Genomic DNA, 21,250 nt, shown 5'->3' on the forward strand with positions numbered 1-21,250 from the left:
ACGGCAGGCTGGTCAGAACGCTCAGCTCGACGAGCTCCCGGACGTAGCTGGCGGCTGGGTAGGGTCCGGCGTCACGACCTCAAGGACAGGCCTGTCCTCAGCGAGCTCCACGCTGTCGACCATGTCGAGGAAGTCCTCGAAGCTGCGGCCGCGTTCCTTCTTGGCCGCGCCGAGCGCGAGCCACACGCCGTAGTAGGTGTGCTCCCGGCGGGTGCACTCCTCCAGTGAGAGCTCGAACTTCCGCTCGATCTCTACCTCGAGCTTGGCGGTCAGCTGGACTGTCTCCTCGCGGCCGTCGGAGAACGTGACCTTCATCGGGGTCCGGCTGTTCATGCTGCTGCCCTCGCGATCTTCCGGGAGATCTGACGCATCGCCTTGACGAGTTCGCGCCGCACCTTCGGGGCGCCCTTCTCCATCGGCCGGGTGAACCACTTCGACTTCACTCGCTGCAGCACCCACAGCCACATGCGCCCGAACACCGGGTGCCGCAGGCTGCCCTTGTCCATGGCGCGGATGTCGACGCCGCCCTTGGCGACGATCGTGATCGACGCGTTCTGGCCGCCGCGGCGCTTCGTGGTGAACTTAGACCCGGCCACCTTGCCGGCCAGCCCGCCGCGGCGCGGCAGGGTCACGAGCGCGGACGCCTTCGCGTCCCTCTTCAGGGGAGCCGTGACGCTGTTGAGTGCGCGGTACCCCTCGCGCTGGATCTCCTTCGGCGCGGTACGCAACGCCTTCGAGAACTGCTCGAGCTGCTTCGCGCCCTTGATGGTGATACGCGCGACCATCAGGACGTCGCGCGCGTGACGACGCCGCTCGTCGGCAGCGTCAGCGACTTCATCGCCATCTCGTTGAGCGAACCGCCGACGTTGTGCTGCTGGATGAAGACGGAACCGGTGTAGTTCGGGTTCGTCGTCGACACCACACCCGCGTCGGGCCGGACGATGAACGTAACCACGGTGCCGAAGATCGGCCACAGCGTGGCGTCGATGCTCGACAGCGCGAAGTCGTCGAGGAACTCGATCGTCAGCGTGCCCGCCTTCAGGCCACTGGTGACCTCGTTCCAGTTGTCGCCCATCGCCGTGGAGTCGAGCGCCGTCGCCTCGACCGCGAGCGCGGCTTGGCGAACATGGTCGGACAGGTTGACCGAGTTGAGCGTGAGATGCTCGTTGAGCAGTGACAAGACAGCCATGACGGCGGACCTTTCTTACTGGATTCCGATGGCGCCGGCAACGGTGAACGAGCCGGTGATCGCGGAGACGTTGAGCCGCCACCACGTGTCCGTGATGCCGGTGGAGTCGACGCGCACGAGCCATGACGCGCCGCGGGCGGTGATCGCGGGGAACGTGGCGACGGTGGTCGGCGTCGGGAAGTTGGACGCGGTGTCCGACTGGACTTGGATCGTCACCGTCGTACCGGCCAAGAACGTGTGCACCGTCGCGTACAGGAACTTTCCCGCCGCGCCGGCACCGAGGTTCAGCGCCGACCCGACCTGCCCGGCCGCCGACACAACCCCGCGCGCCTTCGCCAGCTGGCCGCGGATCACGCCCTGCCCGCTGGTTCCCTGCGATGCGAGCGTGAACGGGGCGAGCTCGCCGAGCTGGCCGAGCAGCTGGTAGTTGAACTTGCCGCCCTGCGCGAAGTACGCGACCTGAGCCTCGGTCTCCACCGGGCCCAGCGTGAACACCTGCCCGGTCGAACCAAGCCCGTTGAAGATCTCCGGGTCGACGGCGTCGGATGTGTCGGACTGCCAGAAGCCCTTCAGTGCGAGCGTCCACGACTTCAGGCCGCCGTGCAGCTCAGTCCAGCCGGCAGAACCGAACGTCGTCTTGTCCAACGGTGCGGTCTCGGTCGCGAGCTGCCCGCTGTTCGAGTCCGTCGTGAAGTCGTGGCCATGGACGTGGATGAAGCAGTCCAGCAGCGCGATGACGCCCATCAGTCGCCCTTCGGTGCCTTGGCTGCCGCCTGCTCGGCCGGCTTGATCAGGCCTGCCTGCAGCAGCGCGTCGATGTTCGCGCCCGCTACCTCCAACGCCGCATGCTCGACGACGCCGCCGGGCGCCACCTCGAGCACGGGGAACGCGCCGCACACCTCGTACCGCATGTTCGCGACCATGATCAGACTCCCTTTGCCACAGTTCGTAGATCGAAGACGCCGCCGTAGTAGCCGATCTGTCCGACCTCCTCCAGACCCAGCGGACGGAAGGACAACACCCAGCACTCGTCAACGACGCCGCCGAGGGTGCGATCCGCCTCGATCGCCGCAGGGATGGACGATGCGCCGGTCACGTTGGCGTACGAGGCGAGCTTCAGCTGGCCCCGCTTGTCGAGGACGGCAGAGACGAGGACCGTGATCGTCGGTTCAAGGGTGAAGACGCCGCGACCGAACGTCGTCCGGTACTCGGGGATCGCCGGTACGCCGACGATGGCGTGCGGCGGGTTGATCTGGTCGGGCGTGTACTCGGTCGTCCGCAGACCGGTGATCGTCGCGAGCCGGCTCTCGATGGCGACCATGACCTGCTCAATCGTGGGAGCCACGTCAGGCCACCAGCGGAGCGTTGCGCCGGTACGGGATCAGCTTCTCCGCGGCGGCCGGATTCTGCCGAACCCGCACGACACCCCAGTCGCCATAGCCCGCAACACCGAACGGGGTGTCCTTCAGCTTGAACACATCCACCGCGAGGATCAGGCAGGCTTCCTTCACCGCCGCCGGTACCGCGTTCCAGCCCCACTGTGCCGTCACCTGAAGCGTTGCCCGCGCGGCGCACGTGAATGCCTGGGAATCGACAGCCCGGATGATCCAGTACGGCCAGCCTTCCTCGCCGTGCCGCATCTGGTTCAACGGCTCGAGCTGGTAGTCCGCCGCTGCCCACGTGGTACCGAAGGTTCCGTCGTCGCCCGTCGCGATGACGAGTCCCGTCGTGGTGTGGAAGTCGTGGACGAACGCCAGCCCGGCGCGGGTAGGCCGGAATACCCGCGCCGTAGCCGACGTGGTCTTGTTGAACTGGCGGCGACAGAACGCGTCGATACCACGCGACGCCGTCGCGAGCGCGTTGTTCAGCGCCGCATCGTCGTCGGTGTCAGCGATCCCACCGAGCCGAGTCTTCAGCTCGGCCAGGATCGCGTACGGGTCGCCGATCGCCATCGTCTATCCGGTGTAGCCGTAGACGCCGGCCGAGAAGTTGTCGCCAACCTGCAGGTTCTCGGTGATGGTGCGCACCCGGAACCCGGTCGGCAGCAGCAGCCGCGGCAGCCTAGTGACGACCTCTAGTCCCGTCTCGGTTGCATTGTCGACGTCGCGCGCGAACGTGTAGTTGTACGTGAGCGAAGCGATCTGCGTCGACAGCACCGCGAACCTCGCGAGGATGTTTGTGCCGTCGTCGAACACTAGGTGCACACGCCGGGTCGCCGCGGTAGCCGACGTGACGAGAGCGAAGCGGAGAGTCTGCAACTCCCACACCTGCCCAGCCGGCACGGTGAACACCGTCATCTCGACACCGGCCGCCGGGTCCACCGTGCCGGCGACCGTGACGGATCCACTGAACGGCATGACTACTTGTCCTCGCTCTTCGCGGCTTGCTTGTTCGCGGCTGGGCGGCGGGACTTTGGCGCGTCGTCGACGAGTAGGCCGAGCTCGCGGGCACGGTCGTCGCCCATCTCCGTCCCGGCAGGGAACTCCAGGAACGCGGCGTCGGGGTGACCGTGTGGAACGAGGCGACCGTCGACCGTCTTCCACACGTGCTCGGTGATCTTCATGTGTCGATCCGCGTCCAGACAGCGGTCCGCCGCTCGTACACGAACCCGGTAAGGACGTTCTCGGCGAGCGTCAGGTCCGGGGGCGTCCCTTCGAACCCGATGTTCGTGTCCGTCGGGACACCTTCTGCACGGTAGACACGGTTCTTGACGAGGGCCTGTCCTGGGTTGTTCCCACCGATGACCTTGCCGCCAGTGATGACAGTCATTACTGCTCCCTTCGAGCAAAGCAGGGGCCACGTAGTGACGCGGCCCCTGCTTGTACGACCTAGATGCCAGTGACCGTGCAGAACGCGGCCGGCCGGTACACGGGCAGCGCGACCCGCATGTCGGCGCGCATCGCCTGCTTGCCCTCGATGAAGAACGAGCCGTGGCTGTTCGACACCTGCACGTCGATGCCGCGACGGACGGCGAGCTCGATGAAGTTCGCGAAGTCGCCGACGAGGCCGGTGTTCTCCGTGATCGCGTCGGACTCGACCACGTTCAGGCCCCAGATCCGCAAAGGGCCAGCGTCCGAAGGGTTGCCCCAGATGTAGATGCCGTCAGCGGTGCGCAGCAGCCGGATGTCCTGCCAGTCGTTCGGGTGCATGACGACCGCGTTCGGCAACGCGCGCCCGGTCACCCGGACCTTGACGATCCCCTTGTACACCGCGTCAGGCGTCGTGTCGGTGCCCTTCGCCTGGGTCTGGATGCCCGCGACGTTCAGGACGCCGGTCAGCTGCGGCGCGACGCCGCTGCCAACAAGGATCTGCGAGTCGAGCCGCTGCCGGATCATGAACGGCAAACGGTTGTCGACGTAGCCGCGGGCCTGCGGCACGTCCTCGAGCTGCTCGTCGGTGACAGGCAGGAACACTGCGATCTTCCGAACGATGGACGAACGCTCGGTCAACGCGAGCGCGGCCTCCGGGTAGGTGCCCGCCGCGGCCGTCGTCGACTCCGCCACCTCCGCCGCGGCGTTGGTGAAGGTCGTCTCCTCCATGTACTGCACAGCAGCCTGAGAAGTGGTCGTCTGCGGGACCAGGTCGGTGATCTGGATCGGGCGAGTCGCGAAATCCACGACGCGACCGGTGCGGATCTCCTCCGGGTCCCAACCGATCGTCGCGCCGTAGAGGCCGGTCTGGAACAGCGTCTTCAGCTCGATGTCCAGAGTCGCCTCGGGACCGTTCGCGCCGGACTTGTCCTTGAACGCCTTCGACTCCACGAACAGCTGGCCGAGCGACTTCGTCTGACGCTGGCCGTTCGGCCGCGAGCCTGGCTCGCTGCCGGACTCGCTGCGGGTGTCGGGCGCGGTGCGCGCACGCTCCGCGGCCTTCTGTACCGCCTGCAGGTCGGCGACCTCCGACGCAATGTCGGCCATCTCGTCGTTCAGCTTGCGGACGTGTGCGGAGATCTCGCGCGAGGTGCCCGTGACCGACTTCACCTTCGTGAAGTCCAGGTCCTCACCGGCCTCAGTGAAGATAGCGCCGAGCTCGTCTTGCTTGGCCTTGAGCTTGCCCTCGGCTTCCTTCAAAGCGGGAAACGTCATGATGCTCTCCTGAGCTGGGACTGGACGAACCGCACGTACTCACGCGCGAGTTCCTCATCGGGGGTGTCCAGCAGGGACTTCAAGCGCTGCAGTTCGTCGCCGAGCCATTCGAAGAGGTCAGCGGAACCTGCAGACAGAGGAGTCCTGCCCTTGGCGGAGCGGAGAGCTATGACTTCCGTCGCCCGATCAATGAACGCGGAGACGTCGGCTATGACCGAGATCCCCTCGTCGTTGAACTTCATGGTAGATGTCGGAGCGGCCAACAGCTCCGGAGGCTCGCTGTCGTTGTCGCGGAGGTGGCCGGCCAGGTGTTCGTACACCGCCTGCCGGTCCTCGGCCGGGATACCGGCGCCCTTGACGCTGTTGAGCTGCGCGATACCGAGCAGGCAGGCCCGGACGTTGGCCGGACCGACCGCGTTCTCGTGGTGCGGGAACCGGTAGGACGCCTTCTGCTCCGGGTCACCGTCCACCCATGCGTACACGTGCCGCAGTCCGCCGACCGCGGCGCTCTCGTGGACTTCGACACCGTGCCACGCCTTCGCGGCGACCGGGGTCTCGTGCGGGCGGATGGCGCGCTTGTACGCCGACATGGTCGTCTCCTGCTGCCGTTGCTGGCCTTGGGCGGACTTCGCCGCCAGAGTTCGGGTGTTCACGCCGGCACCGATCAGCACCGGCGACACCTCGGTCACGTTGAGCTGCTTCAGGAACTGGACATCGGTGCCGCCGAACTTGCCCGGCGCGGCGTCGAGGATGTCGTAGCCGTACGACCACTCCTGTCGAGCGCCCACATTCTTGATCACGTTGAACGTGTTCCGGCCGTCGTCGGTGTCGAGGAAGAACTTGCCGTCGAGGATCGCCTCGGAATCGGTCTGCCGGATGATCCCCTTGCCGACTGGCAGCGCACCTTCCCAGACCTTGTGTCCGTACGCCGAGATCAGTACCTCTTGCCCGTCGGTGAACGCGCCGGGGATGGTGACGTCGCCGTCCTTGTCGACCACGTTAAACGTGGAGAAGACGGCCGTTACCTCACCCTTGCTGGCGTTCTTGATCTCGAACTGGCCAAGGTGCTTGATGCTCATGCGGTTTCCTCCTCGGCCGGCGGTTCGGCTGGGGTCGCGGGTGTCGCGGTTCCGGGTGGCTGCAGCTGGACAGAGAACAAGCCGGAATGCTTGAGGCGTGTCCAGTCGCCAGTGGTCACGGCTTCGACGACCGAGTCGGCCAGGTATCCGGCGTCGAGAAGGGTCCGGATCGATCGGGACTCCAAGCCCTGGATGTTGGCGGAGTCGGCGGCGTCCTCACGGAGGAACGCCACGCCGCGCAGATCCGGGACGAGCTGGGTAGCGGACGACGGTGGAGTCAGAAGCGTCTGCAGGCTGGCCGCGGCCACGTCCCACAGGGGGCGCATCGTCTTGTCGGCCACGAGTCGGCGCGCGGCGCCGAAGTTGCCTTGGTTCAGGCTCGACCCCTGCAGGCCCTCGGTCATGCCGACGATCACGGGGTGCATGCCGAGCGCCATCGCGATGCGGGATTCGCCGGCACCCTGGGTCTGTTTGAAGTCCAGCTGCCGCAGATCCGCCGTCACTGTGGTGACGTCGGCGCCACCCATCAGGAACAGCGTCTTGTACGCGTTCGCCGCGCCCTGGTGCGAGGCGTTGAACTTCTCGACGAACTCGTCGAAGCCATCCTCGTCGATGTCCTTCATGCCGATGATCGTCGACAGCTGCGCGCCGTTGGAGAAGAACCGCTCCTTGTGCAGCGTCGAAGCCTTGTCGGCCTGGATCTCGCGCAGGATCGGCGTCAGTGGGGACATGCCGCGGAACCTCGCGGCCGGGTCCGGTGTCGGCGAGTAGTGACACACCTCGGTCGGCAGCAACGTCACCGGCTCAGGGCGGGACACGCTCGTGCTGCGCGGCCAGTACTCGTAGGCGATGATCTTCGCGTCCGGTGCCCACAGGTCGTCTGACGCCGTGCCGATGACGATCGTCACCCAGTCCGGCCGCAGATACACGATCCGTCGGCCCGGACCCGTTGCGGCGCGCCCCAGCCGGCCAGCGTCGTCAGCGGTGGTCGCGTAGTAGTTCCCAGCCAGACACGCCGTGACATCCATCCGGGACAGCAGTTCGCCCGTCGTCTGCCCGGGCGCCGGCTGCTGGATCAGCGCCAGCTCGGCATTCGTGAACAGGTCGCCGCCACGGCCGTTCGTGAACGTCTGCCACGCGAACTTGGTCTGACTGAAGATGGCCTGACGCGCCGCGATCGTCGAGAACACGATGCCGCTGCCCTTGTAGGCAGCACCGATGTACGCCTCGAAGTCGTTCTCGATCTGCTCCTTATCGCCCGTCAGCGAGAACGCCTGCAGGAACGGGAGCCGCGCCGCATCCGTCTGCCAGAACGGCGGCTCAGACCACGCCTTACGTGTGGCCGTCCGGACCGACGGCCCACGTGCTGCCGCGATCTTGTCGAGCAGGCTGGCCATCAGCCGCTACCGACACCCTGCTCGCGGCGACGCCCCTCGAGGTAGCCGACCTTGATCGCCGTCCCACACCACGCCAGCGCCAACACGAAGGCGCCGACCAGCCAGCCCAAACCGAACAACAGCGCTGCGAGCACCGTCAGCACGACACGGCCGACGTTGACCTGCTTGGCCTGCTCGGTGATCGCGTCGACAGGCACGCGGTCGAGGACGGTCATCGGTCTCCTGTTCATCCGAACGCGAACTTTGGCTTGCGCTTGGGCTTCTCGGCGGCTCCGTAGGTGGCGAAGCCGTACGCGGCCTCGGTCACCGCGACAAGCGGACTGATGTCGACCGAGCTGTCCTTGCGGGACCACGCGGCCGCATCCGCAAGGGGTCGTGTCTTGGCACCGGCCAGCGCCTTGTTCAGCTCGAGCCGGTCGCGGTGCCGCAGCCGGTTGTTGTTGGCCAGGTCGACGAACGCGCCGTGCGCCTGCGCGGCCTCGCGAGCGCCGAGTATGTGCAGCTGCCGCTGACGTTTCCGCTTGTCGGGCTCGGTGACGAAACCGCGCTTGTTGAACTCTTTGATGAACGAGCCCGCCGGGCCGGTCGGGTCGAGCACGACCGCGCAGGCATCCAGCTCGGTAGCGCGTTTGACAGCCTCATCGACGACCCAGCCCGTACCGGCTCGGTGCTCCAGTACGTCGACGTGCATGCGACCGTCCCTGGCGACGCCACCGGTGCCGATCGCCGAGAACGCCCGATCGGGGGTGGTGTCGACGGCGACCGCCGGACCGGCCGGACGCGCTGTCTTCAGGTCGACCAGCGTCTTCCACAGCTCGAGGTCGATCGCCCTGACCACCTGCTCCTCGTCGAGCTCGACGACGCCGAGCCGCTCCCGAGCGAAGTCGTCCGGGTCCATCGAGCCAAGCTCGCGGACGATCGACTCCTCCGAGATCCGGATGCCGTAACCGGGGTTCGCGTCCACCCACGCCTGACGGTCGTCGAGCGACGCTTCCTTGTCGGCGGCCCACTCGAGGTAGGTCAGCCCGGCACCGCCGGAGCGGCCGCGCTTGCAGATGCGACGCAGGACCAGGGACATCACGAGCGGGTGTGACGAGGCGTACCAGATCTGCGGGTTCGGTTGCGCCGAGGTCGACGGCATCTGTGCGGCGACCTGGTCGTCGGTGAGGGCGTACGCCTCATCCCAGAGCAGCTCTTCGGGGCTGAAGCCGCGGCCGGATCCGCCGGACCGTGCGACGAAGTTCAGCCGCGAGCCGTCGCGCAGCTCGACGCCTTCCTCGCCGTGCGAGGTGCGGATCGTCTTGACGCGGCGGGACAGGTCAGCGCAGCCGTCGATGGTCTCGCGGACGCGGAGGAACATCTCGCGGACGGTCTTGAACTCGTGCGCCGACCAGAGGATCAGCTTGACCGGGGTCAGGTACAGCGAGTGCAACGCCTTGCCGAGCAGGATGTCGCCCTTGCCGTTCTGCCGCGCGACGACGAGACCGACCTCGGACGACGCCCACCGACCGTCTTCGCGTTCGGCGAGCGCGTCGACGAGAGCGTCGGCTTGCCAGTCGTCAGGTGGTCGGCCCGCTGACTTCAGGAGATCGACGGCTTCCTCTCCGGCGCTGCTCACCGCTGGCGGCACGCTTCGGTACCGCGGCGCTCTTGCGCCGAGCAGAGCGGCGGGCGGCGAGATCGTCAACGGCGGACTCCTGCTTCGGGGGATTCAGCTGGTCGAGCTCGCGCATCACGTCCTCGAGCCGCTTCGCGATCGGCGCGATCGTGCGGTCATCTAGACCGGGGCGTTCGAGTGTCTTCGCTAGGTAATCGCGCAGACGTTCGAGTGATGCGACTCGGTTACCTGTCAACACGGACTTGACAAGATCGCTCACGGCGAGCCCCCTAGAACGTGTGGGGAGAGAAACGGGCAGGTAGCTAGGGGTCACCCAGTGTTTGTGACTCTGCGTGTTCGGGGTGCCCCCCTACCCCTCCCACCGAGCAGCGATGATCAACTCGAACGTTGAAATCGTTTTCGTTCTCGCGTTCACCAGGTGCGGGACGTGGGGGTGGGCGGCCTACCCAGCCGGTCGCCTTGCAGGCTGTTGCATCGTCGATGCGCAGCAACCAGATTGCTTCGGTCGTGCGCCAGCCACGGAGCTACCGCGAGCGGGACCTTGTGGTGCACGGTGAAGGACCACACATGGTTGGGCGGCAGGGTGTAGTCGATGGGGTCACCGCACAGCCAGCACGGAGAAAAGCTAGCCCGGACCTCTGCCGCTTTCCGTCGCCACGGCCGGCCTGTTCGACCGTGCCCCTTGATCTTGCTAGGCATACGCCCTGCTCACACCGAGGGGGTGGGGTAGGTAGAGGTGCCCCCCTGAAAAATGAACAGCCCCAGACCTGGGGCTAGAGACACCTACGGTGCCGGCATCAGTATGCCACACATAGCCGCAGGTCAACGCTAGACCGTGGCGTGTCCGTGCGGACAGGCGTACGCCCACTGCAGCCCCAACCCTTCCTGTCGCTGCCGCAGAACGTTCGGGGTGTGGCAGGTCGGGCAGGTTCCGTACACGGCCACGAGCGGCGCGCGTGTGGGCTTCTCAGCGTCGTTCTCCGCGCGGATGTGGTCGGCAAGCAGGCCGACTGTCTCGGTGTCCCACGTTTCCCAGCAGCCGATGCATACCGCCGAGCGCTTGTCGAGCCGTACGCGCAGGATGCCCCGTACGCCGCACAGTGGGCACGTGTTGTCGGGTCGCCAGGCCGGCGAGTCCCAGCCGGTGAGGACGCGCGCCCACGTCCACCAGCGGCGTACGTCACGGGCGATCTCGGTGTTGCGTAGGTGCGGACCGAGCTGGCGGACGCAGGCGATCGTGTCGCCGGGGTCGTCCTTGCCGAGCGCGCGCAGCCAGGCCGCGGCCTCGCGGTCGATGCGCAGGGCGGCGTCGATCGCGTCGAGTCGGGCTGCCGCGGCTGACCCGTACGGCCGCGCGATGCCGGTGCCTTCCTCGGCCGAACGCGATGGGTCGACCGCGCCAAGCAGTTGCTCGAGCAGGGATGGGTGCTCGGTCTCGTGGTAGCGGCTCGTTCGCCGCCAGCGGCCGCGCTTGGACGTCGCCTCGAGGGTGTAGCGCTCCCGGTGCACGATCCGCTCGGTGAGCTCGTGCACGCAGTCGAGCGGATCCATCTCTGCGCGAGCAGGGGCGTTCATCGGACCTCCCGGAAGTACGCGCTACCCGTCTCTGGGTTGCAGTCATGAGCGAACCGTTCGGCTAGCTGCTGCTGGATGTACGGCTCGATGACGGCGGCGTACTCAGGGCGTCTCGCCGGGCCTCGCTTGGCTCTGATCGCGGGCCTTGACCATGGGCTCTTGGCAGCACGGGCAGATGAGCTTGCCGTCCACGACGCGCACCGGGACCCTCATGCGTAGCTCTCGGTGAGTGGCGGCAGCGGTGGTAGGGGGCGCACGTAGTCGCAGCGTGGGCAGGCTTGCCATCCGGTGTAGGTCCGGATCTTGCGTTGCGCGATCTCGTTGGTGACGCAGAGGTCGCAGAAGTCACCGACCTGCAGTGCGCCGGCCTGCTCCCACATCGTCGGTCGGCGTTCGGGCTTGGGCTCAGGTGCCGGCTCGGGGCTGACGACGCTGCTCACGCGTACCGCCTCTCGTTCAGCTCCAGCAGACTCTCGTCAAGGGCGGCTTGCTCGTTCCACTCGACGCCTCGGTCGTCAACCCACGCGGAGCGCGCGGTCACTGCGTGGACGATGAACACGCGGTCGAAGGTGGGTTGTTGGAGCTCGACGTAGTTGCGGTACGCCTCTGCCGCACCGCGGTCGATGATCGGCTCGTCGTGCTGGTTGGGGATCGGCCATTGACGTCCATCGCGCTCGGCGACGACTCGGAACTCGGTGCGGGCGATCATGCGGGGTCTCCGAGCGTCTTGCCGAGGCTGTTGGGCGGCGTCCAGCCGAGGCTGACGAGCAGGTCGGCGGTGTCGGGCGGGACGTGGAACCTCGCGCGGTCGGTGTCGACGTCGAGCTCGACGATCAGCGGTTCGATGAGGACCATCGCTTGCTGACCGCCTTGCAGGTCGACGGTCATGCTGCGGAGGCGGTGTGTGACGTCGTCGCCGTCGAGCGTGGCGGAGTGCTTGCCGTCGGCGCTGTGGATGGTCAGGCGACTCATGGCGTCTCGCTCTCGTCGTCGGTGGTCGGTGCTACGGGTGCGCCGATCGCGGCCCTGGCCTTGGTGAGCCCGCGCTCGTAGGCGCCGACCCGCTTGAACTCCTGCCGTGGCCGGTATTCGTGCGTGCCGTTGGATCGCTGCTCGCATTGGCGTCGTGTCCGCCCGCAGAGGTCGCAGGGCTCGGTCGGTGGCACGTACGTCTGCGCGCTGGGGTGGCGCTCGGCCTCGCTGGTCGTGGTGAGCGACGCGCCCCACCACGGGCCGTTCTCGAGGACGCGGCCGGGGGTCTGCGTCGCGGGGTCGGTGGCGACCCACACCATGGCGACGGCGGCGTCGTGCAGGGTGCGCTTGGCGAGGTGCTTGGCGAACAACGTCTGCAGCGAGCTGCGTGGCCAGTCGGGTCGCAACGAGTTGATCGCGTAGGCGAGCCGCTCGGCCTCGATCGGCGTCATGATCCAAGCCCAATCGTTAGCCGGCTTCGCGCGCTACAGACCGAAGCGGTTTGGACTTGGGTTCCACAAGGGGTCTTTCCACTCCCCTCCTTATCCATTCCTTATCCCTTCCCTTCCTGACAGAAATGCTCGTGAGTAACTACGTGAACGGCTCGTGCGGCGTTCCGGAATGGCTCCGGAGTCATTCATCGAATAGGGCATCGGGCGGTGGCCCCGGCAGGGACGACGGTTGAGGGTGGCTGATCTTCTGGTGCTTCCTCCACTTCGGCACCGCGCCGTACTTGACGCGCCCGTTGCTGTAGAGAATGACCATGCCCTGTTGGGCAATCTCATCCAGCCACGCGGAGAGCTTCTTCGGCGTGACGTCCTCATCGTTGGGGAACACGTAGCCGGCGATCGCCTGATGCGATGCGAGAAAGCGTCCCGCGTCATCGGAGAACGACCACAGGCCGATGAACAGCAACCGCGCGTCACGCGACAGCTGACTGACCCTTTCGTCTCCCCAGAAACTCGGCTTGATCGATCGGATCCGGGCCATTCCACTCCCCTTTTCACCCTCGTGCGTGCTCGGTCGTGCGGTTTTCGAGTCGCTTTGGCGATCCGCGGCGGTCGAAATGGAAGCCGTCGAGGGCGTTCTCGAGGCGATCGCGTCGCAGTTGCGCGGCGGTCTGCTCGTCGCCGAACCGCTCGGCCAGGCGGATCTCGTACTCGATCCGGGCGTCGACCGTGTCGCGCCGCTCGGTGTCGGTGAGGTGCTGGCGGCGGGCCATCAGACGATCCCTCCGCGCCTCTTGAACCCCTGCGTCGACAGGAAACCGCGGGCGTGTAGCTCTTCGTTGAGCAGGTACCGGAACGTTGTGATGTGGATCTTGGCGAGCTTCTCCAGCGCTGCGAGGCGCGTGACCTCGCGCTCAGTCTTGGTGGGACGCCTGGTCTTGGGCCTCGTGGGCTCGAGCCTGGCGGCTGCGCGCATCTCGGTACGCAGTCTGCTGGCGACGATGCTGTGGGCCTCTCGGCATGGCTTGCACGCCTTCTCGCCCTGGCGGCGGTGGCGGCCGTAGCCGCGGTCGCTGCCGCACCACTCGTGCTTCGTCGTCATGCCGCCTGCCCGCGCTCGAGCGACCGGTACTGCGGGTCGCGTCGGCTGGCGACACACGGCCCGTCGATGACGACGCGCGCGCCTTCGCCGAGCGGGACGACGCCGGGCGTGGCCTGCGCGATGAGGAACGCAACGTCCGGGGGGAACCCGGCGCGCACGAGCAGCCCCATGCGGACAGCGAACGCGAGCTCGTCGGCGTGGAAGTCGCGGTCGATGCCTGAGCCGCCTCCGCGCCGGATAGTCGGTGCGAGCCATCCCTTCCGGCACCAGTAGTCGAGCTGCCGGTATGTGATGCCGGCGGCCTCGACGACGTCAACGCTGCTCGCCATGGGCGTCTCCCTTCATGAACCTGGCGGCGTAGCGGTGCGCGAGGGCGTGCATGCCGGCGTCGATGCCGATCTCGACGCAGCGGCGTACGAGCTCGGCCTGCTCGGGTGTGGCGGCGGGCTCGATGCCGTCCTCCGCGAGCCGGGCGGTGGCGCACATCCATGCCTGGTCGCGGACCTCGCCCGCGACCCGCTGCGCGGCCTCGTGCGCGCTCACGAGTCGTCCTCCCATCCCTCGATCTCGTCGCCCGTCGGGCAGCTGCACAGCGACGAGAAGTGCGCCTCTCCGCACTCGCAGCGTGGGCAGTCGCACGAGCCGATGCCGTCGCCGCTGCCGTTGTACGGGTCGGGCAGGCCGCAGACGTCGCACTCGTTCACGGTTCGCCTCCCCACGGCTGGTCGTGGATCTCGTCGCCGCACGCACACGGGTCGCCGTCGCAGAGCGGGCAGTCGCCGCGGTCGCAGTCGCCGCAGACCCACGGGCGGCCGCGCGGGTAGCCAGGGCCGAACATCAGGCCGGCTCGATCTCATGCCAGTGCCACCGCTCGCCACGCTGGAACGCGTGGTACCTGCCTGGCTTCCGCGGTGGGCCGTCGAGACTGCGCAGGTGCTCGTGGAGGTGGCACTCGAGCAGCGCGTCGCCGAGCCGTTCCCGCAGTGGGTGGCGGATGGTGAAGTCCGTCTCGGTCAGGGTGACGACGTGCTCGACCTCGCGGTCGTGGAGGATCTCGTCGACCGCAGTCGGCTCGGGGCATGCGAGATAGCTGCAGTAGACGTGCCCGCCAGCGCCGAGCATGAGGGTTTGGCCGCATCCGACCGGGCAGTAGCCCTCGACACGGGGGATCACGCCGCACCTCCCGGCCCCTGCTCGGCGATGGTCTGCAGCCGCTCGACGACCGCGAGCAGGGCGTGCACGGTGGCGGCCTGTGTCCGTAGCGCGGCGCGGTCGAGGTCGTCATCGGCACCGAAGGCGTAGGCGCTCCCGAGCATCTTCTCGGCCTCGACCTGGTGGTCGGTCGGCTCCGGGAGCGCGTCGATCGCGTCGAGGATCCGCTGCCCGCCGAGTTGCTTCACCTGGTCAACGAGCCACCCGATGACGGCGCGCGGGTCGCCCGGCGGGCAGGTGCACGACGCCGGCAGCATCGCGTCGCAGCTGGCGCACTGCTGCAGCCAGGTCGCCTCGATCTCGGCGAGCTGCGCGAGCACATCCCCGGATTCGACGGCTGCGCGGCCGAGGCGCCCCGTCTCGGCGCTCACTTCGACTCGCCTTCCTTCCACGGGTTCGCGTCGTCGGCGGTCGGGTCGTACCCCTCGCCCTCGTTCCCCTCGCCGCGGATGTCCTTGGTCGTGACGACCTTGTCGGGGAAGGCGTCGGCCACACGCACGCCGTCGTTCTTGATCGAGCTGTACGTGATCGCCAGCTGGGCAAGGTCTTCCGGCGTCCACTTGGCGCGCTTGCGGTCGACGTGTCGCTCGAGCTGGTCGACGGTGACGGCGAGCTTCGAGAAGCTCGCGACGCAGTCGGAGATGCGCTCGTCGAGCGTCCGTGTCGCCTGGCCGTTCGGGTCGACCTCGCCGGTCTCAAGGGTGCGCCGGCACAGCTCGACGGCCTCGTCGGTGAACCACGTCGGCACCACGGTGAAGACGCACTCGCGGACCGCGCGGGCGCCGAGGTTCTGATTCGACAGGTAGACGTCGGTCAGGTCGACGAGCGGCTCGCGGACCGGCTTGCCGCCGACCTTCTTCATGCGGGCGTGCGGGACCTGGAACGTGCGCGTCGACCGCACGTTCGCCTGCTGGTCCCACGCGAACGCGCGGACCTCCGACATGCCGGCGGCGAGATCCTGCCGCAGCTCGTGCACGCCGTAGTCGAGGTTGCCCCAAATGCGCGCGAGCTCGCGGGCGAGGTGAACCGACGGGCCGGTGCCGCGGTTCGGCACGCTGTAGAAGGCGCGGTTCGCGAGGCCGAGCCGGCTGCACGAGACGCGCATCTCGGCGAGCGCGCGGTCGACGTCGCGCGGCACCTGCTGCGCGACGAGAACAGCGGCCTGCACCTCGGCGACGGCGCGGGCCTGCTCGACGGCGGTCGACTGGCTGATCGCGGACGGTTGGGGAACGACGATCTCGCGCTGCTGGGCGCGTTCGATTGCGTTGCTCACAGTGCCTTACCTCCGTGACGGTGCCCGCGGGTGGCGTTGTACGCGAGCTTCTCCTCGACGATCGCGCCGATGTCGATGCCGTTCGCTCCGCAGGTGTCCAAGACCCGGATGACGATGTCTGCGAGCTCCGACGGGACGCCCTCAGGCTTGGTGGGCTTGTCCGGGTTGTAGTACGTCTCGTTGAGGGCGCGGCCGTTCCGGTACTCCTCGAACGCCTCCGACGCCTCGGTATGGATCAGGGCCACGATGTCGCCGAACGTCCGGCTGATGTCGGCGTCGTACCAGCCGTTCGCCTTCGATGCGTCGAAGCACCGCTGCGCAAGGCGGTTCAGGTGGTCTGCGGTCGTGTCGTAGTTCGGATAGTTCATAGGGCCAACTCCTGCAGGTATCGGTTCTCCGAATAGGTGGGCAGGCCGACGAGGATCGGTTCCTCGGCGTAGGCCGGCCAGTGATCGGTTTCGACGCAGCGCCGGAACAGTTCGCGCGCCTGGCGGTTCCGCGCGGCGCCGATCTCCATCGTGATCAGCGGGAGCTGCACGACGGTCACGAGATACGGCGGCTCGCGCTCCTGGAACACGAACAGGAAGACGGCGTCGTCGCCCGCGAGGTCGAGGGCGCGCATGCCGTCGAGGTAGAACGGCGCCTGCTGGAAATACCCGTACTCGTCGATCGCCTTCGCGATCTTGTCGGGCGCGGCGCTCTGCGTCGTCTTGTAGTCCCACGCGATGACGAGCCCGCTCGGCTTCGGCTTGGGCAGCCAGTCCAGCCGAGCCCGGCACGCGACGCCCGTCTCGTCGTCCGTCCAGAACAGCGACTGCTCGGGCGCGCCGCTGTCGGGGTCGAGCAGCAGCGCCGCGTCGGGGTGCGTGCGCAGTGCCCAGACCATCTCCTGCACGGTGTCGTACTCGTGCTGCAGCAGCGGCACCTTGCCGGCCGCGCGCGCCTCCTCGACGGCCGCCTTGTACGCGTTCGTACGGCGGTTGTCGTACGGCAGCGGCACGATGTCCGGGCCGGCGCCGAGCGCGAGCGTGTGCGCGGCGTGGCCGAAGTCGAACTCCTTCTTCGGCGGCGGCGGGTGCTCGCGCTCGTACTTGAAGATCGCCGGGCAGGACGGCGGGAGCAGCTTCCTCGCGCCGGTCGACGACAGCGCCGGGTGCGCGTGGTAGTCCTCGGCAGGCATCGTGACCGGGCGGGCCGCCAGCTCGGCCGTGTTACCGTGGGGCATCCCCGCCGAGGGCTGGTCCTTCGGCTCGACGGCCGCCTCCGGGCGGCCGTTTCCGTCAATGGGCTCGACGTGGCAGTTGCAGCTGCAGGTCAGGTCGCCGTGCGAACCGCGGCAACGACGGTGCGAGTCGGGCGGCATGCCGAGCCCGCAGAACCCCGACAGCCACAGCTTCCGCTTACGAGGCGGCATTGGTCTCGTCTCCGAACAGCGTCGACGCCGCGAGTTCCTTGTCAAGGCGTTGCAGGTTGTCGACGGCGGTGCGCCAGTACGACGGCTTGAGTTCGATGCCGATGCCGCGCCTGCCCCACTGGGTGGTGACGTAGATCTCGGAGCCGATGCCAGCGAACGGCGACAGCACCGTCTCGCCACGGTTCGACCACAGCCGCACGCACCGCTCGATCAGGTCGAGCTGCAGCGGACAGATGTGCCGCTCGTCATCGTTCTCGCGGGCGACACGGACGTTGAGCGTGTTGGTCTCCTTGATGCCGTACCAGACAGGGCGCGCCCACTCGATCCACTCATCCCGAGTGCACTCAGGCTTGATCGGCACCGAATTGTCGCCGGGCTTGCGGAAGATGAGCAGGTAGTCGGCGAGCGCCGGCCGCGACTTCGACGAGTCCCGCTCGAGCTGGACGAACATCAGCGCCTGGGCCTTGGTGCGTATGGCCTGTGCCTGCGGGTCCTTGTCGATCGTGACCTCTCCGTGGAAGATCCAGCCGCCGTCGATGAAGGCACGGATCACTTCGCCGCGGAAGTCGGTGAGCCCGACGACGCCGTGGAAGCTCTTGGTCGTGGTGAGCTGCTGTACGTGGATGACGGCGTGCCGGCCGGGCTTGGTGATCCGGAGCTGCTCGCGGATGACGTAGCCGTAGTGCTCAAAGAACTCGCCACGGCTGGCCGAGTTGCCGAGGTCCCTCGGGGTCGGCGAGTAGGTGAACAACGACGCGAACGGCGGCGAGCACACCGACAGGTCAATCGAGTCGGCGTCCAGCTCGGCGAGCCGCTCGCACGAATCGCCCAGCATCAGCCGCCAGGTGTCGCCGGCCGCATCGTCGGTCACGTACATCTCGTCGGTCACGCTGCGCTCCAGGTGTCGGTCTGCCGCATCTCGGCGACGAGCGCCTCGTGGATAGCGGTCGCTTCGGCTTCCTTGCGGGCGATGTTGTCGGCGATCGGCGACTCGAGGTCGGTGAGGACGACATGCGCGACGACGCGGCGGGCCTGCCCGTACCGGTAGGCGCGGCGGATCGCCTGGTAGTACTGCTCGTAGGAGTCGCCGAGCCCGACGAACGCCATGCGCGCGCAGTGCTGCCAGTTCATGCCGTACGCGAAGATCGACGGCTTGGAGATCAGCACGCGGATCCTCTGGTCGGCGAAGTCGAGCGCGGCCTTCGCCTTGTCCTCAGGCGTCCATGACCCGGGGACGTTCACCGCGCCGGGGATCAGCTTGGCGAGCGACTCGGCTTCGTCGTTGAGTCCGCACCATAGGATCCACGGCTCACCCGGCTCGGCGTTGACGAGCTCGGCGGCCTTCTCGCAGCGCGCCCGCATTGTGGCCTTGCGGACCTTCGCCCTACCGCCGACGCCGCCCAGCTCCCCGCCGAACAGCGCACCCTCGACGGTGACCTCTACGGGCAGCAGGTGCGGGCGGATCTCCAACCCGGGCAGCACATATCCGTCGTCGGAGTAGCCGAGGTCCGAGGGTCGCCGCAGCGCGACGGCCCAGCTGGCCATCCACCGGTACATCGGGCCGCGGGCGTGACCCTTCGGGCGCCACCCGTCGGAGTCGTGGACGAAATAGGCGGCGAGCATCTCCGCGCGGGTCGTCACGCCGAGGAACTCAGCCTGGCTGGTCAGCTCCTCCGCGTCGTTCGGCGCCGGTGTCGCCGTGCACGCGAGCCGGTGCGGGACATCGGCGAAGTGACGGATCAGCCGCGTGCGCATCTTCCCCGTGGACTGCTTGAGGATCGACGCCTCGTCGAGCACGACAGCGTCGAGCAGTCCGGTGTCGAACCGATCCGCCAGCTCGTAGTTCGCGACGCGGATCCGGTCGTCGTGGTCGTCGTCCTCGCGCACGTACCGAGCGTCGATCCCGAGCCGGGCCGCCTCCCGTACGGTCTGGTGGCACACCGCGAGCGGAGCCACAATCAGCGAACGCGACCCCGACAGGCGCGCCCACTCCAACTGCATCAGCGTCTTCCCTAGGCCGGTGTCAGCCCAGACTGCGGCGCGACCAGTGCGCACAGCCCAGCGGACGATCTCCCGCTGCCACGGATGCAGCATCGGGTGCACGTCGGCGAGGTCGATGTCGCGCCCGGCTGGCTCGACGGTGCGCGTCTTCCGCGCAAGGAACTCTGCGTAGCTCATCGCACTCTCGCCCCCTCATCGATCTCGTCGGCGCGGGCGCGCAGCAGATCGGCCTGGTCGAGGTTGAGGTCGACCTCGAGTTCGTCGGCGCGGATCCGTAGGCACTGCGCGACCAGCCATGCCGGCGTGCGGGTGTCGAGCCGCTCGACGTCGCGGATGCAGGCCTCGAGCTTCTGCGGGCGGACGCGCAGATGCTCGGCCGCCCGCGACAGCGACGTGTTCGGCAGGAGCTGTGTCAGCTCGGCCCACCGCTGGTACAGCTCCAGGTCGGGCATCAGCCCACCTCGCCCCAGTGGACCGCGTCCATCGCGGCGACGTGCGCCTGCGGCATCGGGTCGTCGATCGGCGCACCGAGCCGGCGCCGACCCATCGCCGCGAGCACGAGCCCGTCGGCCTCGTCGTTGCCGGACACCTCGACTTCGGTGTAGCGGCGTACGACCGCGGCGAGCACGGCGTCCTTCGCGGCGTTGCCCTTGCCCGTGGCGTACTTCGCTCGGCACGTCGGCGGGACCTCGACGATCGGCCAGCCAGTGAAGGTGAACCGGTCGACGACCAGCCACCACAGCCCGGCGCGGTCGTGCTGCCCGCCCTGGCTGGGCTGCGCGAACGACGGCCCCTCGACCACAACGAGGCTGGGCTGCGCGCTGCAGACCGCGACCCAGATCGAGTCGGCCAGCTTCCGGAGCCGCGCCTGCCGCTCGGTGAGCGTCGCGTCCTTCTTCCCGCTGCTCGTGACCTTGCTGACGGCCACGCCGCCGGCATCCGCAACGCAGATACCGGTCGACGTGAGCGACAGGTCGAGGCCGACCACGACCGGAGTGCTCATCCGATCGGCTGCCCGACCAGGACGGGCGTCCCGTCGAGGTGCTCGGTGAGCTGGTTGACGATGGCATCGAACGCGGCGCGCGCGACTTCGTCGGGCCGGTTCAGGTGGTACGACAGCTGCAGGTTGCCGCCGTTGATCCGGTACCGCAGGCGGGCCCCCACCTCGTCGGCGACCTCGAACCCCTCGAACACCTGCAGGCCGAGCGTGAACGACTCGGGGATCGTGAGCTCGCCCTTCTGCCCAGCCTTGGCGTCCACCTGCTCGACGTAGGTCAGCTTCCGCTGACCGGACGCGAGCCGGGTGCCGGACTCGAAGTTGACCTTCGTGGTCGCCTGGAAGGTCTGCGCGATCTCCAGCATGTCGGCGGCCGGCGGGGCGTAGATGTCGGCCAGGTTGTCCTCGAGGAACTCGGCGAAGTCTGTCTGGCTGAACTTGATTCCCTCGTTGGCGTTCCACGCGAGCCACGGCTGCGTGTGCTTGAGCTGGAGAACGAGGCGGTGCCCGCCCCAGCGCGGTCCGTCGTCGGCGTGCGCATCGAGCACGGCCTCGACCTTGCTGCGCGAGACGTTCGCGTACACCTCAGAGTGCTCGTCGGCGTGCTTTCCCCAGTAGTGGACGAACGAGGCGACGTCGTCGACAACCACTCGACCTTCCTTGCGGCGTGGGGTATCGCGGTACTTGTCGAGGTCGAGGTCAACGTGCGCGAGCCGCCCGCCCGCAGGGACGACGGCGACGTAGTGATTGCCGGGGTCGAGCAGGGTCGGCTTGGCGATCGCCTCGCCTGCGTCGATCGCGGCCTGTACGCCGTTCGGCTCGACGGCGAGCTCGACAGTCTCGGTGAAGTTCTCGGTCATGGGGGTGGGTTTGCCCTTCTGGGTTGG

At 67.9% G+C, this 21,250-nt stretch carries 37 protein-coding genes; all 37 read right to left on the bottom strand.

Features of this window, described 5'->3' with window-relative positions; genetic code table 11:
- Positions 1 to 21: 21 nt before the first annotated feature.
- Positions 22 to 333: a hypothetical protein gene (locus JOD67_RS27255; RefSeq protein ID WP_205120554.1), complete on the bottom strand. Its 312-nt coding sequence runs from the start codon at positions 331 to 333 to the stop codon at positions 22 to 24.
- Complete coding sequence (locus JOD67_RS27260; RefSeq protein WP_205120555.1) at positions 330 to 785, bottom strand: hypothetical protein; 456 nt, start codon at positions 783 to 785, stop codon at positions 330 to 332. Before JOD67_RS27260 ends, JOD67_RS27255 begins: the two co-directional genes overlap by 4 nt.
- Positions 785 to 1,189, bottom strand: coding sequence for a hypothetical protein (locus tag JOD67_RS27265; RefSeq protein WP_205120556.1), 405 nt, complete (start codon positions 1,187 to 1,189; stop codon positions 785 to 787). The genes JOD67_RS27260 and JOD67_RS27265 overlap by 1 nt, the downstream gene beginning before the upstream one ends.
- Positions 1,190 to 1,204: 15 nt before the next feature.
- Complete coding sequence (locus JOD67_RS27270; protein WP_205120557.1) at positions 1,205 to 1,933, bottom strand: hypothetical protein; 729 nt, start codon at positions 1,931 to 1,933, stop codon at positions 1,205 to 1,207.
- Positions 1,933 to 2,112, bottom strand: coding sequence for a hypothetical protein (locus JOD67_RS27275; RefSeq protein ID WP_205120558.1), 180 nt, complete (start codon positions 2,110 to 2,112; stop codon positions 1,933 to 1,935). Before JOD67_RS27275 ends, JOD67_RS27270 begins: the two co-directional genes overlap by 1 nt.
- A 2-nt stretch (positions 2,113 to 2,114) precedes the next feature.
- Positions 2,115 to 2,534: a hypothetical protein gene (locus JOD67_RS27280; RefSeq protein WP_205120559.1), complete on the bottom strand. Its 420-nt coding sequence runs from the start codon at positions 2,532 to 2,534 to the stop codon at positions 2,115 to 2,117.
- Between the two features lies 1 nt (position 2,535).
- On the bottom strand, positions 2,536 to 3,141 hold the full coding sequence (locus JOD67_RS27285; RefSeq protein ID WP_205120560.1) for a hypothetical protein: 606 nt from the start codon (positions 3,139 to 3,141) through the stop codon (positions 2,536 to 2,538).
- 3 nt (positions 3,142 to 3,144) lie between these two features.
- A complete protein-coding gene (locus JOD67_RS27290) occupies positions 3,145 to 3,546 on the bottom strand; it encodes a hypothetical protein (protein ID WP_205120561.1) in 402 nt (133 codons plus the stop codon).
- A 2-nt stretch (positions 3,547 to 3,548) separates the two neighbouring features.
- Positions 3,549 to 3,752, bottom strand: coding sequence for a hypothetical protein (locus JOD67_RS27295; protein ID WP_205120562.1), 204 nt, complete (start codon positions 3,750 to 3,752; stop codon positions 3,549 to 3,551).
- Positions 3,749 to 3,958, bottom strand: a complete 210-nt coding sequence (locus JOD67_RS27300) for a hypothetical protein (RefSeq protein WP_205120563.1) — start codon at positions 3,956 to 3,958, stop codon at positions 3,749 to 3,751. The genes JOD67_RS27295 and JOD67_RS27300 overlap by 4 nt, the downstream gene beginning before the upstream one ends.
- Positions 3,959 to 4,017: 59 nt before the next feature.
- Positions 4,018 to 5,274 carry a phage major capsid protein gene (locus JOD67_RS27305; protein ID WP_205120564.1) on the bottom strand — a complete coding sequence of 419 codons (1,257 nt, stop codon included), beginning with the start codon at positions 5,272 to 5,274 and terminating at the stop codon, positions 4,018 to 4,020.
- Positions 5,271 to 6,353: an HK97 family phage prohead protease gene (locus JOD67_RS27310; protein WP_205120565.1), complete on the bottom strand. Its 1,083-nt coding sequence runs from the start codon at positions 6,351 to 6,353 to the stop codon at positions 5,271 to 5,273. The genes JOD67_RS27305 and JOD67_RS27310 overlap by 4 nt, the downstream gene beginning before the upstream one ends.
- Positions 6,350 to 7,750 carry a phage portal protein gene (locus JOD67_RS27315; protein WP_205120566.1) on the bottom strand — a complete coding sequence of 467 codons (1,401 nt, stop codon included), beginning with the start codon at positions 7,748 to 7,750 and terminating at the stop codon, positions 6,350 to 6,352. Before JOD67_RS27315 ends, JOD67_RS27310 begins: the two co-directional genes overlap by 4 nt.
- Complete coding sequence (locus tag JOD67_RS27320) at positions 7,750 to 7,965, bottom strand: hypothetical protein (RefSeq protein ID WP_205120567.1); 216 nt, start codon at positions 7,963 to 7,965, stop codon at positions 7,750 to 7,752. The genes JOD67_RS27315 and JOD67_RS27320 overlap by 1 nt, the downstream gene beginning before the upstream one ends.
- Positions 7,966 to 7,976: 11 nt before the next feature.
- Positions 7,977 to 9,437 carry a terminase large subunit domain-containing protein gene (locus tag JOD67_RS27325; protein ID WP_205120568.1) on the bottom strand — a complete coding sequence of 487 codons (1,461 nt, stop codon included), beginning with the start codon at positions 9,435 to 9,437 and terminating at the stop codon, positions 7,977 to 7,979.
- Positions 9,438 to 9,779: 342 nt separating this feature from the next.
- Positions 9,780 to 10,067 carry an HNH endonuclease gene (locus tag JOD67_RS42470; protein WP_205120569.1) on the bottom strand — a complete coding sequence of 96 codons (288 nt, stop codon included), beginning with the start codon at positions 10,065 to 10,067 and terminating at the stop codon, positions 9,780 to 9,782.
- Positions 10,068 to 10,196: 129 nt separating this feature from the next.
- Complete coding sequence (locus tag JOD67_RS27335; protein ID WP_205120570.1) at positions 10,197 to 10,943, bottom strand: hypothetical protein; 747 nt, start codon at positions 10,941 to 10,943, stop codon at positions 10,197 to 10,199.
- A 209-nt stretch (positions 10,944 to 11,152) separates the two neighbouring features.
- The gene (locus JOD67_RS27340) at positions 11,153 to 11,383 is read right to left on the bottom strand and encodes a hypothetical protein (RefSeq protein ID WP_205120571.1); all 231 of its coding nucleotides are present in this window, start codon (positions 11,381 to 11,383) and stop codon (positions 11,153 to 11,155) included.
- Positions 11,380 to 11,652: a hypothetical protein gene (locus tag JOD67_RS27345; protein WP_205120572.1), complete on the bottom strand. Its 273-nt coding sequence runs from the start codon at positions 11,650 to 11,652 to the stop codon at positions 11,380 to 11,382. The genes JOD67_RS27340 and JOD67_RS27345 overlap by 4 nt, the downstream gene beginning before the upstream one ends.
- Positions 11,649 to 11,915 carry a hypothetical protein gene (locus JOD67_RS27350; protein WP_205120573.1) on the bottom strand — a complete coding sequence of 89 codons (267 nt, stop codon included), beginning with the start codon at positions 11,913 to 11,915 and terminating at the stop codon, positions 11,649 to 11,651. Before JOD67_RS27350 ends, JOD67_RS27345 begins: the two co-directional genes overlap by 4 nt.
- Positions 11,912 to 12,367 carry a hypothetical protein gene (locus JOD67_RS27355; protein ID WP_205120574.1) on the bottom strand — a complete coding sequence of 152 codons (456 nt, stop codon included), beginning with the start codon at positions 12,365 to 12,367 and terminating at the stop codon, positions 11,912 to 11,914. Before JOD67_RS27355 ends, JOD67_RS27350 begins: the two co-directional genes overlap by 4 nt.
- Positions 12,368 to 12,548: 181 nt before the next feature.
- Positions 12,549 to 12,905: a hypothetical protein gene (locus JOD67_RS27360; protein WP_205120575.1), complete on the bottom strand. Its 357-nt coding sequence runs from the start codon at positions 12,903 to 12,905 to the stop codon at positions 12,549 to 12,551.
- A 13-nt stretch (positions 12,906 to 12,918) separates the two neighbouring features.
- The gene (locus JOD67_RS27365) at positions 12,919 to 13,137 is read right to left on the bottom strand and encodes a hypothetical protein (protein ID WP_205120576.1); all 219 of its coding nucleotides are present in this window, start codon (positions 13,135 to 13,137) and stop codon (positions 12,919 to 12,921) included.
- A complete protein-coding gene (locus JOD67_RS27370; RefSeq protein WP_205120577.1) occupies positions 13,137 to 13,466 on the bottom strand; it encodes a hypothetical protein in 330 nt (109 codons plus the stop codon). The genes JOD67_RS27365 and JOD67_RS27370 overlap by 1 nt, the downstream gene beginning before the upstream one ends.
- Complete coding sequence (locus JOD67_RS42475) at positions 13,463 to 13,795, bottom strand: hypothetical protein (RefSeq protein WP_239554076.1); 333 nt, start codon at positions 13,793 to 13,795, stop codon at positions 13,463 to 13,465. Before JOD67_RS42475 ends, JOD67_RS27370 begins: the two co-directional genes overlap by 4 nt.
- Positions 13,779 to 14,009, bottom strand: a complete 231-nt coding sequence (locus tag JOD67_RS27380) for a hypothetical protein (protein WP_205120578.1) — start codon at positions 14,007 to 14,009, stop codon at positions 13,779 to 13,781. The genes JOD67_RS42475 and JOD67_RS27380 overlap by 17 nt, the downstream gene beginning before the upstream one ends.
- Positions 14,006 to 14,170, bottom strand: a complete 165-nt coding sequence (locus JOD67_RS27385; RefSeq protein WP_205120579.1) for a hypothetical protein — start codon at positions 14,168 to 14,170, stop codon at positions 14,006 to 14,008. Before JOD67_RS27385 ends, JOD67_RS27380 begins: the two co-directional genes overlap by 4 nt.
- A gap of 133 nt (positions 14,171 to 14,303) precedes the next feature.
- Positions 14,304 to 14,639 (bottom strand): DUF6085 family protein, encoded by a 336-nt coding sequence (locus JOD67_RS27390; RefSeq protein WP_205120580.1) that lies wholly within the window; start codon positions 14,637 to 14,639, stop codon positions 14,304 to 14,306.
- Positions 14,636 to 15,049, bottom strand: a complete 414-nt coding sequence (locus JOD67_RS27395; protein WP_205120581.1) for a hypothetical protein — start codon at positions 15,047 to 15,049, stop codon at positions 14,636 to 14,638. The genes JOD67_RS27390 and JOD67_RS27395 overlap by 4 nt, the downstream gene beginning before the upstream one ends.
- The gene (locus JOD67_RS27400) at positions 15,046 to 15,951 is read right to left on the bottom strand and encodes a hypothetical protein (protein ID WP_205120582.1); all 906 of its coding nucleotides are present in this window, start codon (positions 15,949 to 15,951) and stop codon (positions 15,046 to 15,048) included. The genes JOD67_RS27395 and JOD67_RS27400 overlap by 4 nt, the downstream gene beginning before the upstream one ends.
- Complete coding sequence (locus JOD67_RS27405; RefSeq protein WP_205120583.1) at positions 15,948 to 16,319, bottom strand: nucleoside triphosphate pyrophosphohydrolase family protein; 372 nt, start codon at positions 16,317 to 16,319, stop codon at positions 15,948 to 15,950. The genes JOD67_RS27400 and JOD67_RS27405 overlap by 4 nt, the downstream gene beginning before the upstream one ends.
- Positions 16,316 to 17,365: a PD-(D/E)XK nuclease-like domain-containing protein gene (locus tag JOD67_RS27410; protein WP_205120584.1), complete on the bottom strand. Its 1,050-nt coding sequence runs from the start codon at positions 17,363 to 17,365 to the stop codon at positions 16,316 to 16,318. Before JOD67_RS27410 ends, JOD67_RS27405 begins: the two co-directional genes overlap by 4 nt.
- Positions 17,352 to 18,254 carry a DNA-methyltransferase gene (locus JOD67_RS27415; protein WP_205120585.1) on the bottom strand — a complete coding sequence of 301 codons (903 nt, stop codon included), beginning with the start codon at positions 18,252 to 18,254 and terminating at the stop codon, positions 17,352 to 17,354. The genes JOD67_RS27410 and JOD67_RS27415 overlap by 14 nt, the downstream gene beginning before the upstream one ends.
- Positions 18,251 to 19,543, bottom strand: coding sequence for a DEAD/DEAH box helicase (locus JOD67_RS27420; protein ID WP_205120586.1), 1,293 nt, complete (start codon positions 19,541 to 19,543; stop codon positions 18,251 to 18,253). The genes JOD67_RS27415 and JOD67_RS27420 overlap by 4 nt, the downstream gene beginning before the upstream one ends.
- A complete protein-coding gene (locus JOD67_RS27425; protein ID WP_205120587.1) occupies positions 19,540 to 19,818 on the bottom strand; it encodes a hypothetical protein in 279 nt (92 codons plus the stop codon). Before JOD67_RS27425 ends, JOD67_RS27420 begins: the two co-directional genes overlap by 4 nt.
- Complete coding sequence (locus tag JOD67_RS27430; RefSeq protein WP_205120588.1) at positions 19,818 to 20,369, bottom strand: hypothetical protein; 552 nt, start codon at positions 20,367 to 20,369, stop codon at positions 19,818 to 19,820. Before JOD67_RS27430 ends, JOD67_RS27425 begins: the two co-directional genes overlap by 1 nt.
- Positions 20,366 to 21,223: a DUF2303 family protein gene (locus tag JOD67_RS27435; RefSeq protein ID WP_205120589.1), complete on the bottom strand. Its 858-nt coding sequence runs from the start codon at positions 21,221 to 21,223 to the stop codon at positions 20,366 to 20,368. Before JOD67_RS27435 ends, JOD67_RS27430 begins: the two co-directional genes overlap by 4 nt.
- Between the last annotated feature and the right edge of the window lie 27 nt (positions 21,224 to 21,250).

The sequence above is a fragment of the Tenggerimyces flavus genome, from assembly GCF_016907715.1.
Lineage (GTDB): Bacteria > Actinomycetota > Actinomycetes > Propionibacteriales > Actinopolymorphaceae > Tenggerimyces > Tenggerimyces flavus.